We start from the raw sequence: 17,902 nt of genomic DNA, 5'->3' as shown, positions 1-17,902 counted from the left end.
GTTAAAATCTTAAGAATGTCAAGTAAAACAAACAGAGACGAAAAAAACTTTAACCAGGCAGCCCTGGATTACCATAAAGCAGAACCAAAAGGAAAGATTGAAGTTATACCTTCCAAGCCGCATTCCTCTGCGCGCGATTTATCACTGGCCTACTCCCCGGGAGTGGCAATTCCCTGTCTGGAGATTGAAAAGAATCCTCAGGCCGTTTACGATTATACCGGAAAAGGCAACCTTGTAGCAGTAATTTCAAATGGAACAGCCGTTCTGGGCTTGGGAGATATTGGCGCGGAAGCATCCAAACCGGTTATGGAGGGTAAAGGTCTTCTCTTTAAGATATTTGCGGATATCAACGTCTTTGATATTGAGATAAATGAAAAAGATCCGGATAAGTTCATAGATATTGTTAAAGGTATCGCTCCTACATTTGGCGGTATTAACCTTGAAGATATCAAGGCTCCGGAAGCATTTTATATTGAACAGCGTCTTAAGGATGAGCTGGATATTCCATTGATGCATGACGACCAGCACGGAACGGCCATTATCTCTGCCGCTGCACTTATCAATGCGCTCGAAATTGCAGGGAAGGATATTGCTGAGGTTAAGATGGTGGTGAACGGCGCAGGTGCCGCAGCCATTGCCTGTACCAAACTGTATCTGGAGCTGGGTCTGAAGAAAGAAAATGTCCTGATGTGCGACAGTAAAGGTGTTATCCATCAGGAAAGGGAAAACCTTACACCGGAAAAGATCGATTTTATAGCAAATACCAGCCTTCGTACGCTGGAAGAAGCCCTGGTGGGTGCCGATGTCTTTATCGGACTTTCCAAAGGTGATGTAATGACACCGGCGATGCTGAACAGCATGGCTGTAAATCCTATTGTTTTCGGTTTGGCCAACCCCACACCGGAAATCGATTACGACCTCGCGATGCAAACCCGTCCTGATGTCATTATGGCTACCGGCCGAAGTGACTATCCTAACCAGGTGAACAATGTTCTTGGTTTCCCATATATTTTCCGGGGTGCGCTGGATGTGCAGGCATCAACTATTAATGAAGCAATGAAACTGGCAGCCGTACTAGCGATTGCCGCACTTGCTAAGGAGCCGGTTCCGGAGGCTGTAATGCTGGCTTATAACTCGCGTAACCTGAGTTTCGGAAGATCATATTTTATACCCAAGCCTTTTGATAATCGATTGATTACGACCGTGTCAATCGCCGTGGCTAAAGCGGCTATGGAAAGTGGTGTGGCAGGCAAACCAATTGAGAGTTTCGAAGATTACGAGACCGGTCTGCTGGACCGTATGGGCCGCGACGAGAAGCTGATCCGGATGATGCAGACGCGTGCAAGGTCCAATCCGAAAAGGGTAACCCTGGGCAATGCTGAAGAATATAATGTTCTGAAAGCTGCACAGATTCTTTATGAAGAAGGTATTGCACATCCGATTCTGCTTGGCGACAAAAAATTTATTAAGAAACAGATGGAGATTTATGGGATTAACATCGATGTGCCGATTGTGGATCCTATAGATGACGACCAGAAGGAAAACCGTATTAAGTACCGTGAAACACTTTGGAAATTACGTCAGCGTAAAGGAATGAACGAATATAAAGCGAAGAGATATGTTAGGCAGCGCGACTATTTCGGTCCGCTTATGCTGAAGCATAACGATACTGATGCTCTTATTGTCGGCTTTTCCAAAAACTATACATCTGTCCTGAGACCTGTGCTCAAGGTCATTGAAAAGGAGAACGGTGTAGAGAAGATCGCTTCGATGATGATGATCCTGTCCGGCAAGAAACCGATTTTCTTCGCAGATACATCGGTGCAGGCCAATCCAAGTGCAGAAGATCTGGTAAATATCGCCAGGATGTCGGAAAAGACCGTTAAATCTTTCGCTATAGAACCCAGGATCGCAATGCTGGCGTACGAAAACTTTGCCTCCATCTCGGAAACCTCCCGTAAAGTAGCCAAGGCAGTCTCCATTCTGCATGAAAAATATCCGAAGATGATTGTTGATGGTGAAATTCAGCCGGATTTTGCGATGAATGCAGATCATCTGGCCGATTATCCTTTCTCCAAACTGGGAAGTACACCCGCCAATACCTTCGTGTTCCCTAATCTGGAAAGTGCGAATATTGCTTATAAAATCATCCGCGGAATGAAGGTGGCTCAGGTGGTAGGGCCGATACTGATGGGACTGAAGCAGCCGGTGCATGTACTTCAGATGCGCGCGAGTGTGGACGAGATTGTGAATCTTGCTACCATTGCGGTGCTTGATGCACAGAGAAGAGAGGCCAAATGACGATGAGCAAATCAGTATCCAGGGTTTTAGTAACCGCAGGCCTTCTTCTGGGTATTGCAGCATCTTCGCAACAGATAAATGCAGAAAATTTATTGTTAAAGAAAAATGGTTGGCAGCTTGAAAACGTGAAGGGCAGGGTTAAGGCGTTAGAAGTAAAATCATACAAGCCTGATAATAACGATCCGCAAAATCCTTTACACGTTTTGCAGCAAACAGTTACCAGCATTTATAGTGACAAAGGCTTTTTGTTAAGTAAACAGACTGTAAATTCAGTCAACGTATTCGAGAACAGGAAACTGATTGTAAAACAGTATTTAAACAGACTGGTATCCCTGTATAATTCTGAAGACCAATTAGTTTCTGAAAAGAAATTTGTAGGATTGGTGGATGTGCCCATTGATTCTGCCAAAATGACCAGAACCGAATATCAGTATGCAGATGGTAAAATATCTGTTTCAGATTATAATAACTTTGGAAAGCTAAGTTCATTATATGAGATTTTTCCGGCCAAAGAATCATCTCCTGTTCATGCAGTACGTATGTCTTATGGCGGAAGTGCCACAAATAAAAGGGAGGAATTTATATATACATACAATGCGGCCAAACAGCTTCTAAAGATTCAGGTAAGCAGGAACGAACAGATTACCGCTATTCAGGAATTTGAATACTCCGGAAGAAATTTGACAAAGAAGTCTTATCAGTCCGGAACTTCTTTAGATGCAGGTGGTACTGAGTATAAGTATAATCAGCAGGGCGATATTAGCAGCGAAATTCAATTCAGCAGCCGTTCGGGAGCGGAGGTGAGTAATTTTGTATACACATACGACCGGCAGAAAAACTGGACTAAGAAAGAAAAAAAGGATAAAGCAGGAAATCTGATTGGTGTGGAAGAAAGGAAAATTACCTACTATTAAACCAATATAAGAAATGAGATATAAAATGGAACATGCGCAGGTCTCAGCACTGAAAAAACACGCTGACACTTCGGGATTTGCAACACTCGTAATTTATATTCTGTATGGCGCCGACAAAAGATTAGAAATAGGAATACCTTTCACATTGCTGATCATGTTAGGCGGCGTGAACTTTTTATATGCATTGTGGGTGCTGTACTTTACAATAAGACGGAGGGAGAGGATTGCAAAATACAGATGGGCACTGGTGGGCGGCATTAGTACTGCCGTTGTAGCTGCAGGTCTTTTGTTTCTAACCTTTTTTCTGCAAACTGACCGCTGAATGATGCGTTTCAGGAACTGAAAAGTGACCAAAAGCAGCCTCTCCGGCTGCATTTTTTCTTTACAGCCATTTTCCTATATTTGGGTACTTCAATTAATAACATGATTTACTCCTTAAAAGGTTTGGTACAGGAACTTACACCCACCTATGCCGTACTGGATGTTGGTGGCGTTGGTTACTATACCGGCATAAGCCTCCAGACCTCCCACCGAATGTCTCAGGGTACTGAAACCTTTCTCTATATCCAGCAGATTATCCGTGAGGATGCTCATCTGCTTTTCGGCTTTTATACCAAAGAAGAAAAAGAACTTTTTAACCTGCTCATCTCTGTCACCGGTGTAGGACCTGCTTCTGCACTTATCATGCTTTCTTCGCTCAGCCTGGAAGAAATTGCGAACGGAATTCAAAGCGGAAACAGCGGGCTGCTCCAGAAAGTGAAAGGAATCGGAGCGAAAACAGCCGAACGGATCATCGTAGACCTTAGGGATAAGGTCTTAAAATTCAACGTTTCGGGAGAAAATATTTCTACATTTGTGGATAATAAAGTGAAGGACGAGTCGTTATCTGCATTGGAGGTATTAGGCATACCAAAGAAGATGAGTGAAAAAATTGCAGACCGCATGCTTAAACAGAGTCCCGACCTTTCCGTGGAAGATTTGGTAAAACAAATTTTAAAAAACATTTAATATTTTGGTAAAAAACAGCCTCTTGCTCTATAAACTGCTCGCCGTATTTTTTCTGTGTTTCTCAATCTCCGCACAGGCGCAGCAAACCCCAGAAAATGAAGCCTCGGTAAGGCAGGAATATGAGCTTCCGGATCCTACAGTATACGAAGGTTATTATGACATAAAAACCGGGATGTACTATGTGTATCCCAAGATTGGTGATATCATTACCGGACCGCCTTTCGTAATGACTCCTAAGGAATACCAGGATTTTATGATGATGCAGGCCTCGCGCGATTATTACCGTGACAAGTCTGACCGTTACAGCCTTATGTTCCGTAAGGATGTGGATGAAGCCCGTCGCCAGGGAATTCTGCCCACACTCAGTGTCCGCAATAAGATTTTTGAAAGCATTTTCGGAGGAAATAAAATTGAAATCATTCCCTCAGGATTCGCCTCATTTGACCTTGGCGGACTTTACCAAAAAATTGATAATCCGCTCATATTACCCCAAAACCGTACCAGTTTTGCTTTCGATATAGAACAGCGTATTCAGCTGGGGCTTTTGGGTAAAGTGGGTGAAAATCTTCAGCTCAAGGCTAATTACGATACTCAAAGCGGGTTCGCCTTTGAGAACAGGATGAATCTGATCTGGCAGGCCAAGGGCACCTGGAAAGACCTGCAAACCAAAGGGCTTAACGACCCTACAACCGGAGGCGAGGATAAATTTATAAAAAGAGTTGAATTCGGAAATGTAAACATGCCGCTGTCCACCAGCCTTATCCGTGGATCCGAATCGCTTTTCGGGATTAAAACGGAATTTCAGGCAGGCAAGACCTACGGTACTGTAGTTTTCTCCCAGCAGCAGGGGGAAGCCCGCAACATCGTTGTACAGGGTGGTGGGGTAATGAGTACCTTCAAGATCAACGCGATCGATTATGAGGACAACCAGCACTATTTTCTGGGTCATTATTTCCTGAATGACTACGATCAGGCGCTTCTTAATTATCCTCAGATAAATTCCCGGATCAGCATTAACCGTATTGAAGCCTGGGTTTTGGATCAGGGTAATGGGAATCTTTCTTATCAGAAAAGTATTGTAGGGATACGTGATCTTGGAGACGGTGTTTCAGGATTGCCGGATAACTCGCAGAACAACCTTTACCAGGCAGTGAATGGTCTGGGGCCGGGTCTTAGGGATGTAAATACAACTTACAATACCATAAACGGTCAGGCATTACCAAACGCAGCTGGCGGGACTGAGAGCTTTCAGGACGGTGAGCATTTTATCTTCAACCGTAAAGCCCGTAGACTGTCCGAAAACGAATTCAGGTATCATCCTCAGTTAGGTTATGTTTCGCTGAATCAGAAGCTTAATGACAATCAGCTACTTGCCGTATCCTATTCATATACAGTAAGCGGTTCCAACCAGGTTTATAAAGTGGGAGAATTTTCCGAGGAAAGTCCCGTGATCATTACCAAAGTACTTAAACCAAATACGATTGTGAAAACATCATCACCCATGTGGGACCTGATGATGAAGAACATGTATTCACTGGAAAGTATGCAGGTGGATCCTGATAACTTTATGCTGAACATCTACTACCGCGATACTCAGACCGGTGGTAAGGTGAACTATCTTCCCAATACTCCGGTGCAGGACATTAACCTTCTGAAACTGATGAATTGGGACCGTCTGAACCTTAATAATGATATACAGTCCAGCAATGGTCAGTTGGGTGACGGGATTTTCGATTTTGTGCCCAATATTACCATCCGACCGGAAGATGGCCGTGTGATGTTTACAAAGGTGCAGCCTTTTGGTAGCCACCTGGCCTCTGTGATTGGCAGCAACGATCCTCAGTATGTATTTACGGACCTTTATACTCAGCAAAAGCAGGTAGCATCGCAAAGTAATCTGGCGCTTCGTTATACGATGGAGGGTCGCTATAAAGGTTCACAGGGTCAGGGTATCTCGCTTGGCGCCATTAATGTTCCGCAGGGTTCTGTTAAAGTGACCGCCAATGGTGTACAGCTTACGGAAGGTGCGGATTATACTGTAGATTATATGCTGGGACAGGTTACCATCATCAATGAACAGGTGAAACAGAGTGGCCAGGCTATTAATATATCTCTGGAAAACCAGCTTACCTTCAATACCCAAAGAAAGCGTTTTCTGGGACTGAATCTTGAAAGAAGATTCAGCGATAACTTTATTCTGGGTGGTACCGTGGTGAACTATTCCGAAGCACCACTGACCCAAAAGGTTAATTTTGGTCAGGAAGCCGTAAACAATACAATGGCAGGCATCAATCTGATGTACAATAATGAACTGCCCTTCCTGACAAGACTTGCGGATAAAATTCCGCTGGTAAACACTGAAGCTCCTTCAAACCTTAATTTCAAGATGGAAGGGGCATATCTTATTCCGGGTCTCAACAATGCCATAAACAACCAATCCTATATTGACGACTTCGAACAGACTACCTCCCGCATTTCATTAAAGGAACCTACGGCATGGTCACTGGCTTCAAAGCCCGAAAAAAACCAACTTGATCCGCTTTTTGCCGGCGCAGGACAGAACAATACTTTGCTTAATGGTTATGGAAGAGGTTTGCTTACCTGGTACAACATTGATCCACGCTTCTGGGGTGTGGGCGGCGATGCTCCAAACGGTATAGATGCCCAGGCAGTTTCCAACCATGCTTCAAGGCGCGTGCGTGTGCAGGAGCTTTTCAACAGTAAAGATCTCGTAGCAGGTGAACAGGTTTTCACCAATACTTTTGACATCACTTATTATCCTCAGGAACGCGGACCTTATAATGCAAATCCAAATACTGAAACTACTCAGCAGCGTTGGGGTGGGCTGATGCGTCCCATTAGCGTATCCAACTTTATCAATTCTAATATTGAATATGTAGAGTTCTGGATGATGGATCCTTATGCGGACGGCAATAATCTGGGCACCAATCCCAAGATGTTGCTGCAGCTGGGTAATGTGTCAGAGGATGTTTTGAAGGACGGTCTTATGCAGTATGAAAATGGTTTGCCCACACCATCTACTCCTTCCACGGTTTCCAATTCCAACCTTGGGGTTCAGCCAAAACAGCCGCCGATCCTTTATGCATTTTCAAGCGAAGGTACTGAACGGACCCAGCAGGATCTTGGTCTGGACGGCCTGGACGCCGGTGGAGAATCATTGATGTTTGGGACCTCGTTCATAAACCCAGTAACTAACCTTCCTGACCCCGCTGCAGATGATTTCGTTTTTTATCTGAATGATCAGTTCCCGGGTAACTTAGCATCTTCACTTCGCCAACGATACAAATACTTTAGAAATCCGGAAGGAAATTCCAAAAGCAATTCACTGGAGGTAGCTTCTCAAACACCGGATGCCGAAGACGTGAACCGCGATTTCAATCTGGACCAAAGTGAATATTACAACCAATACGAAGTAAACCTGGATCCGGCAAGCCTTGCCGCCGGACAGACCAATCATATTGTGGATGTGAAATCGGTGCCTGTCACATTCGAAAACGGAACTACAAGTGATGTGAAATGGTACCTCGTAAGAATTCCTGTTGCCGACTATGTAAGTACTGCTGGCGATAATGATCCTTCGGTTCTTAATAATGTCCGTTTTGCCAGACTTCTGCTTACAGGCTTCGATGAGACTTCAACCATCAGGTTGGGTACTTTCGACCTTATCCGTTCGGACTGGAGAAAGTATACCAAGAATATTTTCCCAACTTTAACCGGAGCAGGAACTGATGAAGGAACTACACTTGTAAACAATTCCAACTTTGAAGTTGGAAGTGTGAACCTGGAGGAGAACGGCCTTAACCAGCCACCTTATGTCTTGCCTCCCGGAATTGACCGTCAGGTGCTTAGCGGGAACGCCGGTGCACAGCGTCAGAACGAAGGTTCACTTTATATGAAGGTGAAGGGGCTTTCCAATGAATCACGTGGTGTATTCAAAAATACAAGTCTCGACCTTAGAAGATTCAAAAAGCTGAAACTGTTTGTGCATGCACAAAACCTGAACGATGCCGATCCTTTCCAGAATACCGTTGACCCTAATACAAAGTTCTTTATCCGTATGGGGAGCGATGCTACCGATAACTATTATGAATATGAAGCTTCGCTGAAATACACTCCTAAGACAGCAGTGGCACCATTAGATATTTGGCCAACTGAAAATGAAGTGGATCTTGAGGTACAGAATTTTGTTGATGCCAAGATTATTCGCGACAGGTCCGGTGCCCAAATCATGGACAGGTACCAGTATATGCAGTATGGTGATGAGTATAAGAAAATCTTTATTAAAGGACGGCCTACCTTAGGTGGTATTACCACGATTATGGTAGGTGTGCGTAATGAGATCAGGGGAACGGGCAAGGACCTGATCCTTTGGGTTAACGAAATCCGTCTTTCGGATATCGAAAATAAAGGCGGCTACGCCGGAAACGCAAGTTTGAATTTCAACCTGGGCGATTTTGCACTCGTAAACACAAACGCGGCTTACTCTACTATCGGCTTTGGAAATATAGATTCTCGCCCTGCAGAAAGAACCCAGTCCACACAGTCGGCCTTCAATGTTAATGCTTCCGTTAACGTAGACAAATTCCTGCCTGAGAAAACGGGAATTAAAATTCCGGTAAATTACTCCTATTCCCAAACCATCGAAGATCCTAAATATAATCCATTGGATAATGATGTTGAGTTCAGCAAGGCTGCAAATAAGGAACAGCTTAAGGATGTAGCGCGCACCTATACTCAGCAGCGGAGTTTGGGAGTAGTGAATATGCGGAAGGAGAGAGTAAATGCTCAGCGCAAACCGAGACCTTATGATGTGGAGAATCTTTCACTTACTATGGTATACAACGATGATTATTTCCGCGACATATATACGAAGAACAATTACAGACAGTATCTGCGCGCAAACCTGGATTATAATTACAATTTCAAGCCGTGGGTTCTGAGACCGTTTCAGAAAATGATCAGCGATACTGCCAAGTCTGCGAAATATCTGAGATGGGTCAAGGAATTCAATATTAATCCTGTGCCTACCAGACTTTCATTCCGTACAGATATTGACCGTAATTATAATGAGCTTGAATTCAGAAATATTGAAGCCCTGTTAAACGGTAACTTGGGTAGTGACTTTGATGTCCTGAAAAACCGTAATTTTTATTTCGGTTGGCAGTACGGCCTGGGTTGGAACTTCACGAAATCGCTCAAACTTGAAGTAAACTCGGTGATGCGTACACTCAATGATAATCTGGATGTGAATTTAATGGATAATAAATCCATCTTCCAGAATGTATTCCGTGCAGGTCGTCCTGTTCTTTACAACCATAGGATCCAGGCCAACTATAGATTGCCGTTTGAATATCTGCCGTTCATTGACTTTATTGATGCGGAACTTGGATATGGCATGACATACAATTGGAACTCAAGATCTACGGCCCTGCTTATGAGCCCGGAGGGAAGTCTGGGAACGATAGGACAGAATACAAATACAGTAGTAGCTACTGCTTCTGCAGATTTTCCCAAACTGTTCAGTAAGATGAAATACTTCCGCGACATCAATACCACGATGCAGAAGAGAAGACGCGAAATTGACTCCCTGAATACGGTATATACTACGCAGTGGGAGAAAAGAAGATTCCGATATAAAGATTATAAGTTTAAGAATAAACTTAATATAGGTCAGAGCCTGGCTTATGGTTTGGCTTCAATCAGGCAGTTGGACTTCAGCTATAATGAAAATAACGGAACGGTTTTACCGGGTCTTCTGTCTGCCCCTAACTGGTACGGTTACGGTCAGACTTTAGGAGGACCTACCGCTGGTTTCCTTTTGGGCTCTCAGGCAGATATCAGGAGAATTGCGCTGGAGAACGGATGGATAAGTACCTCCAGTTATATGACGGATCCTTATATCCAGATGCGTAACCGGAGCTTAACAGCTAACCTTCAACTTATGCCCGTAAGTGATCTTCGAATAGATTTCAATGTCCTGCATAACTATACGCGTAATTTTACTCAGGCCGGCTTTAACGATCCTCAAAACCTGAACAGGCAATACCACGATTATGCTTTTGCTAATGATTTCATTACATATAGTAATTCCGCACTCATGCTAAACACCTCCTTTACCGCCGGGAATGAGATTTACAGGAACATGATTGCCAATGCGCGCGCTATTTCCCAGCAAATGAACACTCCAACTGTTGCTGATGGCTTTAAGGATGGATATGGGTTGGCAAATGCTTACGTTTTAATTCCGGCTTTCCAGGCAGCGGTGGAGGGTAGGAATCCTGATGGATTACTTGGCGACGCCAGGAAGGCTGGCTTCCCGCTTCCAAACTGGAGACTGGTGTATTCCGGTTTGCGCAATTTCCCGCTTATCAACTCCTATTTTGCTAAATTTGATATCCTGCATTCCTATAATGCTACACAGGTATCCACAGGTATCCAGTCCAGCATTGATTATTTTAATGATCCTACCCAAAGGGATGTGAACGGAAATTTTGTGAATCCGTTTACATTTGCCCAGGTGGGTTATGAGGAAAGATTTGCTCCGCTAATAGGTGTGGATGTTACAATGCGCAACAATATTCAGTTGCGGGCACATTATAACAGGGACCGTATGTTTATGTTGGGTTTGGTCAATAACACGATGACCGAAGATTCCGGAACTGATTATGTAGTAGGATTTGGATACATTATTAAGGATTTTCGTTTAGGAGGTCCACCTGTACGTAGGCGCGGTGCTGCAAAGCTGAATACCGACTTAAACATCCGTGGTGATTTCCAACTTAGGGACAACAGGACCAGAATCAGCAATATTCTTCTGGACGATTCCCAGATTACTGGAGGACAACGCCTTTTCAGTATAAAAGTTACAGCAGATTATAATGCATCCCAAAACCTGAACCTGATGTTGTTTTACGATCAGATGATGACGAAGTATAAGATTTCTACAGCTTTCCCGCTGTCTACAATACGCGCGGGAATCCGTGCAACTTTTACCTTTGACGGAGGCGGCGGATTTTAATGAATGACTGATTCTGATTCGCAGATTGCAGAACCAGCCTGAGGTTGGACGTGCATAAGGATGAGGATGTGATTTTCCTTGCCGCTCTCAATATCTTTAATTAATTTTGAAGAAATAATTTTAAAATGAACACACCAGCAGAACTTAAGTACACCAAAGACCACGAATGGGTTAGAATTGAAGGAAATACCTGTACCATTGGAATTACAGATTTTGCACAGGGCGAACTTGGCGATATTGTTTTCGTTGATGTAGACACTGTGGATGACGAGTTGAACTCCGGTGATGTTTTTGGAAGTGTGGAGGCAGTGAAAACTGTTTCAGACCTTTATCTGCCGGTTTCCGGAACGGTAACTGAATTCAACAGTGCCCTGGAAGACCAGCCGGAATTACTTAATACTGATCCTTACGGGGAAGGCTGGATTATTAAAGTACAGATAGATGAGGATGCGGACCAGTCTGCACTGATCTCCGCAGAAGAATACCAGGCTACACTTGGATAAAGTTTCGAAGATATTTATTAAGATTTTGCCCATTTATTGGGCATTTCTTAGTTATATGCTGTTGAGACCGGGTGGCCAGAATATTGATTACTGGTTTGTTTTTCAGGGAATAGATAAGTTTATCCATCTAAGTACCTTTGTTGTTTTGGGCTTTTGTTTTATGGCTGCATTTCCCAAAACTAAGTTCAGCACGTTTATTCAGATTATGTTAATATACGCATTGCTCACCGAGATTCTGCAGGACGAGATGATGATGGGGCGGTCACTGGAACTCTATGACCTTTTTGCCGATACTGCAGGGGTGCTTTTGGGGCGGCTGCTTTTTAATAAAACGAAACAGTTTTAGATACTGATATGATTCCGGCCCTGGCCGGAATCTTCATTATACATATGTGTTGGAGATGCTATATATATATGTATACCGATGTCCTTTTGATTATTAAAGCACGTTTTTTACTGTGTGGATAAGTGTTTTTGACATGTAATTAATTGATTATCAATAATTACTAAAACTATTTATCCACAATTCAGTATAATGAAGTTGATTTATTTGCATAATGGGATTTTCTTACTCTATCTTTGCAGTCACTTAACAGTGGAGCAGAAGTAGTACAAACATACAGGGTCAAAAAAAATAAATAATTTTTTTCTTGTGTACTTAAAAATAAGTTGTACTTTTGCAGTCCCAATTCGAGGTAACGAGAGATGGGGAAGCGCAGGAGAGACTTAGGGGTCAGATTTGAAAGGAGAGGTAAGTTAAGGAAGGGGTTTGCTGAATAACACAGTGAATATCTGGACGTAAAATTTTCTTCAAAAATATTTGGTCATTTAAAAAATAGTTTATACTTTTGCACTCGCAATTCAGACGCCCAACGACAGAAGAGGTGACTGGAAATAAAGCGAAAAGAAGAGAGATCATTGACATACAAATAACAACCAAAAAAAAAGTAAGGAAAAACCAAAGCGTCAATAACTTTGAGTGAGCGAGTGAACAAACATACAATGGAGAGTTTGATCCTGGCTCAGGATGAACGCTAGCGGGAGGCCTAACACATGCAAGCCGAGCGGTAGAAGTCCTTCGGGACTTTGAGAGCGGCGTACGGGTGCGTAACACGTGTGCAACCTGCCTTTATCTGGGGGATAGCCTTTCGAAAGGAAGATTAATACCCCATAATATAGTGACTGGCATCAGTTACTATTGAAAACTCCGGTGGATAGAGATGGGCACGCGCAAGATTAGATAGTTGGTGAGGTAACGGCTCACCAAGTCTGTGATCTTTAGGGGGCCTGAGAGGGTGATCCCCCACACTGGTACTGAGACACGGACCAGACTCCTACGGGAGGCAGCAGTGAGGAATATTGGACAATGGGTGAGAGCCTGATCCAGCCATCCCGCGTGAAGGACGACGGCCCTATGGGTTGTAAACTTCTTTTGTACAGGGATAAACCCAGATACGTGTATCTGGCTGAAGGTACTGTACGAATAAGCACCGGCTAACTCCGTGCCAGCAGCCGCGGTAATACGGAGGGTGCAAGCGTTATCCGGATTTATTGGGTTTAAAGGGTCCGTAGGCGGGCCCGTAAGTCAGTGGTGAAATCTCGCAGCTTAACTGTGAAACTGCCATTGATACTGCGGGTCTTGAGTAAATTTGAAGTGGCTGGAATAAGTAGTGTAGCGGTGAAATGCATAGATATTACTTAGAACACCAATTGCGAAGGCAGGTCACTAAGATTTAACTGACGCTGATGGACGAAAGCGTGGGGAGCGAACAGGATTAGATACCCTGGTAGTCCACGCCGTAAACGATGCTAACTCGTTTTTGGATTTTCGGATTCAGAGACCAAGCGAAAGTGATAAGTTAGCCACCTGGGGAGTACGATCGCAAGATTGAAACTCAAAGGAATTGACGGGGGCCCGCACAAGCGGTGGATTATGTGGTTTAATTCGATGATACGCGAGGAACCTTACCAAGACTTAAATGGGAATTGACAGATCTGGAAACAGATTCTCCTTCGGGCAATTTTCAAGGTGCTGCATGGTTGTCGTCAGCTCGTGCCGTGAGGTGTTAGGTTAAGTCCTGCAACGAGCGCAACCCCTGTCACTAGTTGCTAACATTCAGTTGAGGACTCTAGTGAGACTGCCTACGCAAGTAGAGAGGAAGGTGGGGATGACGTCAAATCATCACGGCCCTTACGTCTTGGGCCACACACGTAATACAATGGCCGGTACAGAGGGCAGCTACACAGCGATGTGATGCAAATCTCGAAAGCCGGTCTCAGTTCGGATTGGAGTCTGCAACTCGACTCTATGAAGCTGGAATCGCTAGTAATCGCGCATCAGCCATGGCGCGGTGAATACGTTCCCGGGCCTTGTACACACCGCCCGTCAAGCCATGGAAGTTTGGGGTACCTGAAGTCGGTGACCGTAATAGGAGCTGCCTAGGGTAAAACAAGTAACTAGGGCTAAGTCGTAACAAGGTAGCCGTACCGGAAGGTGCGGCTGGAACATCTCATTTTTGAGTCTCGTCCCGTTAGGGAAGAGAATAAACAAACAACACGGTACGCTTTGTCGTACCACACGCACTCACTTTAAGTGATGCTTTGGTTTTTTACTTTTTGGTTGCTTATTTAAAATATACCCACTAGGAATTAGTAATAGGGAAGAGATTAAGAAAGAAGTTGGAAGTTAGAAGAAAGAAGTTAGAATAAAATCTGATATCTGAAGTCTAACATCTAATGTCTAAACAGAGTCTCGTAGCTCAGCTGGTTAGAGCGCTACACTGATAATGTAGAGGTCGGCAGTTCGAGCCTGCCCGAGACTACTAATTACAAGACGGGAGATTAAAAGACACAAGATAGGAGACAAAAAAGTCTCAGGTCTGAAAACTAGAAATCTCAAGTCTGAACTAGAGGGGAATTAGCTCAGTTGGCTAGAGCGCCTGCCTTGCACGCAGGAGGTCAAGGGTTCGACTCCCTTATTCTCCACAGTATTACCACTTTAATTTAAAAGTGACGGAAAGAGCCAAAAACAATTTCTGTTCATTAAAGAAGTAATAAGAAAATTGATCATTGACATTAACGGTAAGAACATCACAAAGAGAAAACCGAGCACCTGCGGGTGTGAAAGTTTACAAAATAAAAGGCAGCACGGTTGTGCTGTTATTAAAAATACTGAACTAATAAAAATATTAGGAAAGAAATCGTTAAGGGCGTATGGCGGATGCCTAGGCTTTCAGAGGCGAAGAAGGACGTGGTAAGCTGCGAAAAGCTCGGGGGATTGGCACACACGAATTGATCCCGAGATGTCCGAATGGGGCAACCCGGCTGGTAGAAGACCAGTCATCTCGTTGTTTACAACGAGAAGCAAACCCGGAGAACTGAAACATCTAAGTACCCGGAGGAAAAGAAATCGAAGAGATTCCGTAAGTAGTGGCGAGCGAAAGCGGATTAGCCCAAAAGTCTTTATATGTTTAATAGAACGTTTTGGAAAGAACGGCCATAGACGGTGACAGCCCGGTATATGAAAGGCATATTTTGATGATAAATGAGTAGGGCGGGACACGTGAAATCCTGTCTGAATATGGGGGGACCATCCTCCAAGGCTAAATACTCCTGAAAGACCGATAGTGAACAAGTACTGTGAAGGAAAGGTGAAAAGCACTTCGAATAGAAGGGTGAAAGAGAACCTGAAACCGTACGCCTACAAGCGGTCGGAGCCCACAAGTTGGGTGACGGCGTGCCTTTTGCATAATGAGCCTACGAGTTAATTTTACTAGCGAGGTTAAGGACTTCAGGTCCGGAGCCGGAGCGAAAGCGAGTCTGAATAGGGCGCATAGTTAGTAGGATTAGACGCGAAACCTTGTGATCTACCCATGGGCAGGTTGAAGCTTTGGTAACACAAAGTGGAGGACCGAACCGGTTGACGTTGAAAAGTCTTCGGATGACTTGTGGGTAGGGGTGAAAGGCCAATCAAACTGGGAGATAGCTCGTACTCTCCGAAATGCATTTAGGTGCAGCGTCGATGTTAAGTTTATTAGAGGTAGAGCTACTGATTGGATGCGGGGGAGTCAAATCCTACCAATTCCTGACAAACTCCGAATGCTAATAAATGTTCGTCGGCAGTGAGGGCATGGGTGCTAAGGTCCATGTCCGAGAGGGAAAGAACCCAGACCAACAGCTAAGGTCCCAAAATATATGCTAAGTTGAAATAACGCGGTTGGACTGCATTGACAGCTAGGATGTTGGCTTGGAAGCAGCCATTCATTTAAAGAGTGCGTAACAGCTCACTAGTCGAGCGGTCCGGCATGGATAATAATCGGGCATAAGCATATTACCGAAGCTATGGATTTGTATCCTAGGGATACATCTGGTAGGAGAGCATTCTATTTGCGCTGAAGCAGTACTGTGAGGTATTGTGGAGCGGATAGAAAAGAAAATGTAGGCATAAGTAACGATAAAGCGGGCGAGAAACCCGCTCACCGAAAGACTAAGGTTTCCTCAGCCATGCTAATCAGCTGAGGGTTAGTCGGGACCTAACGCGAACCCGAAAGGGGTAGTGGATGGACATAGGGTTAATATTCCCTAACTTGCTCACATTAAAAAGGGGACGGATTTACGTACTTGCTGGAGACTGACGGAATAGTCAAGGCCTAGCCTTCGGGCGAAGCTGCTGCAGGGAAATAGATTCCAAGAAAAGCCGAAGTGAAGCAACCCGTACCAAAACCGACACAGGTAGTCGAGGAGAGAATCCTAAGGTGCTAGAGTGAATCATGGTTAAGGAACTAGGCAAAATAGTCTCGTAACTTCGGAAGAAGAGACGCCAGCAGCAATGCTGGCCGCAGTGAAGAGGCCCAGGCGACTGTTTATCAAAAACACAGGACTCTGCTAAATCGAAAGATGCTGTATAGGGTCTGACACCTGCCCGGTGCTGGAAGGTTAAGGAAGGTGCTTAGGGTTAAACCGAAGGCATTGACTGAAGCCCCAGTAAACGGCGGCCGTAACTATAACGGTCCTAAGGTAGCGAAATTCCTTGTCGGGTAAGTTCCGACCTGCACGAATGGTGTAACGATCTGGGCACTGTCTCAACCATGAGCTCTGTGAAATTGTAGTATCGGTGAAGATGCCGATTACCCGCAATGGGACGAAAAGACCCTGTGAACCTTTACTATAACTTCGTATTGACTTTGAATAAACAATGTGTAGGATAGGTGGGAGACTTTGAAGCCGGCACGCCAGTGTTGGTGGAGTCAACGTTGAAATACCACCCTTTGTTTATTTGGAGCCTAACTCGAGCAATCGAGGACACTGCGTGGTGGGTAGTTTGACTGGGGTGGTCGCCTCCAAAAGAGTAACGGAGGCTTTCAAAGGTACCCTCAGCACGCTTGGTAACCGTGCGTAGAGTGTAATGGCATAAGGGTGCTTGACTGTGAGACCTACAAGTCGATCAGGTGCGAAAGCAGGACATAGTGATCCGGTGGTTCCGTATGGAAGGGCCATCGCTCATAGGATAAAAGGTACTCCGGGGATAACAGGCTAGTCTCCCCCAAGAGCTCACATCGACGGGGAGGTTCGGCACCTCGATGTCGGCTCGTCACATCCTGGGGCTGGAGAAGGTCCCAAGGGTTGGGCTGTTCGCCCATTAAAGTGGCACGCGAGCTGGGTTCAGAACGTCGTGAGACAGTTCGGTCTCTATCTATTGCGGGCGTTAGATGTTTGAGAGGGCTTGAGTTTAGTACGAGAGGACCGACTTGAACAAACCTCTGGTGTATCTGTTGTGCCGCCAGGCGCACCGCAGAGTAGCTACGTTTGGAAAGGATAAGCACTGAAAGCATATAAGTGCGAAACCTGCCTCAAGATGAGACATCTTTTAAGGGTCGTGGGAGATGACCACGTTGATAGGCTATAGGTGTAAAGTCAGTAATGGCATAGCCGAGTAGTACTAATTACCCGTAGATTTATAGCCTAATTAGGCGCAACCGTAGGTGCAGCACGGTTATCTCTTTGTGAACGTTTTTATCGATTTTTAAATCAGACAGAAGGTTTAAAGACAAGAGATAAGAGACTAATGTCTCGTGTCTCAAATCTATCCATCTCCAATCTTATTTAAAATACATATACTGTACAACCTTTTGTACAAA

The 17,902-nt window shown here is 44.6% G+C and carries 7 protein-coding genes, 2 tRNA genes and 2 rRNA genes; all 11 read left to right on the top strand.

All coding sequences use genetic code 11. The features are described 5' to 3' along the window. Positions 1-15: 15 nt before the first annotated feature. The 11 genes from H1R16_RS05480 to H1R16_RS05430 all read left to right on the top strand — a co-directional run bounded on the left by H1R16_RS05480 (position 16) and on the right by H1R16_RS05430 (position 17,727). The gene (locus H1R16_RS05480) at positions 16-2,301 is read left to right on the top strand and encodes an NADP-dependent malic enzyme (protein WP_181887929.1); all 2,286 of its coding nucleotides are present in this window, start codon (positions 16-18) and stop codon (positions 2,299-2,301) included. A 2-nt stretch (positions 2,302-2,303) separates the two neighbouring features. Further along, on the top strand, positions 2,304-3,215 hold the full coding sequence (locus H1R16_RS05475; RefSeq protein WP_181887928.1) for a hypothetical protein: 912 nt from the start codon (positions 2,304-2,306) through the stop codon (positions 3,213-3,215). Between the two features lie 13 nt (positions 3,216-3,228). After that, entirely contained in the window at positions 3,229-3,537 is a 309-nt protein-coding gene (locus H1R16_RS05470; protein ID WP_181887927.1) for a hypothetical protein, read from the top strand. Between the two features lie 101 nt (positions 3,538-3,638). Then, on the top strand, positions 3,639-4,223 hold the full coding sequence (ruvA, locus tag H1R16_RS05465) for a Holliday junction branch migration protein RuvA (protein ID WP_181887926.1): 585 nt from the start codon (positions 3,639-3,641) through the stop codon (positions 4,221-4,223). Between the two features lie 4 nt (positions 4,224-4,227). Continuing rightward, positions 4,228-11,262: a T9SS outer membrane translocon Sov/SprA gene (gene sov, locus H1R16_RS05460; RefSeq protein ID WP_181887925.1), complete on the top strand. Its 7,035-nt coding sequence runs from the start codon at positions 4,228-4,230 to the stop codon at positions 11,260-11,262. 125 nt (positions 11,263-11,387) lie between these two features. Next, positions 11,388-11,765, top strand: a complete 378-nt coding sequence (gene gcvH, locus H1R16_RS05455; protein ID WP_181887924.1) for a glycine cleavage system protein GcvH — start codon at positions 11,388-11,390, stop codon at positions 11,763-11,765. Positions 11,766-11,820: 55 nt separating this feature from the next. After that, on the top strand, positions 11,821-12,111 hold the full coding sequence (locus H1R16_RS05450) for a VanZ family protein (RefSeq protein ID WP_181887923.1): 291 nt from the start codon (positions 11,821-11,823) through the stop codon (positions 12,109-12,111). Between the two features lie 653 nt (positions 12,112-12,764). Next, positions 12,765-14,281, top strand: a 16S ribosomal RNA gene (locus tag H1R16_RS05445). A gap of 232 nt (positions 14,282-14,513) precedes the next feature. Further along, positions 14,514-14,587: transfer RNA gene (locus H1R16_RS05440), tRNA-Ile, on the top strand. Between the two features lie 89 nt (positions 14,588-14,676). Next, positions 14,677-14,750 (top strand) — tRNA-Ala (locus H1R16_RS05435). Between the two features lie 208 nt (positions 14,751-14,958). Further along, a 23S ribosomal RNA gene (locus H1R16_RS05430) occupies positions 14,959-17,727 on the top strand. Together the 16S and 23S rRNA genes with 2 tRNA genes alongside form the textbook arrangement of a ribosomal RNA operon. The last annotated feature ends 175 nt before the right edge of the window (positions 17,728-17,902 follow it).

This window comes from Marnyiella aurantia, assembly GCF_014041915.1.
Lineage (GTDB): Bacteria > Bacteroidota > Bacteroidia > Flavobacteriales > Weeksellaceae > Marnyiella > Marnyiella aurantia.
This window is presented reverse-complemented; position numbering and strand designations above follow the sequence as displayed.

Excerpts from the sequence above, each read along its gene's own strand:
- ruvA (WP_181887926.1), top strand. The coding sequence starts at position 3,639 with ATGATTTACTCCTTAAAAGGTTTGGTACAGGAACTTACACCCACCTAT.
- gcvH (WP_181887924.1), top strand. The coding sequence starts at position 11,388 with ATGAACACACCAGCAGAACTTAAGTACACCAAAGACCACGAATGGGTT.
- H1R16_RS05450 (WP_181887923.1), top strand. The coding sequence starts at position 11,821 with ATGCTGTTGAGACCGGGTGGCCAGAATATTGATTACTGGTTTGTTTTT.
- H1R16_RS05475 (WP_181887928.1), top strand. The coding sequence starts at position 2,304 with ATGAGCAAATCAGTATCCAGGGTTTTAGTAACCGCAGGCCTTCTTCTG.
- H1R16_RS05470 (WP_181887927.1), top strand. The coding sequence starts at position 3,229 with ATGAGATATAAAATGGAACATGCGCAGGTCTCAGCACTGAAAAAACAC.
- H1R16_RS05480 (WP_181887929.1), top strand. The coding sequence starts at position 16 with ATGTCAAGTAAAACAAACAGAGACGAAAAAAACTTTAACCAGGCAGCC.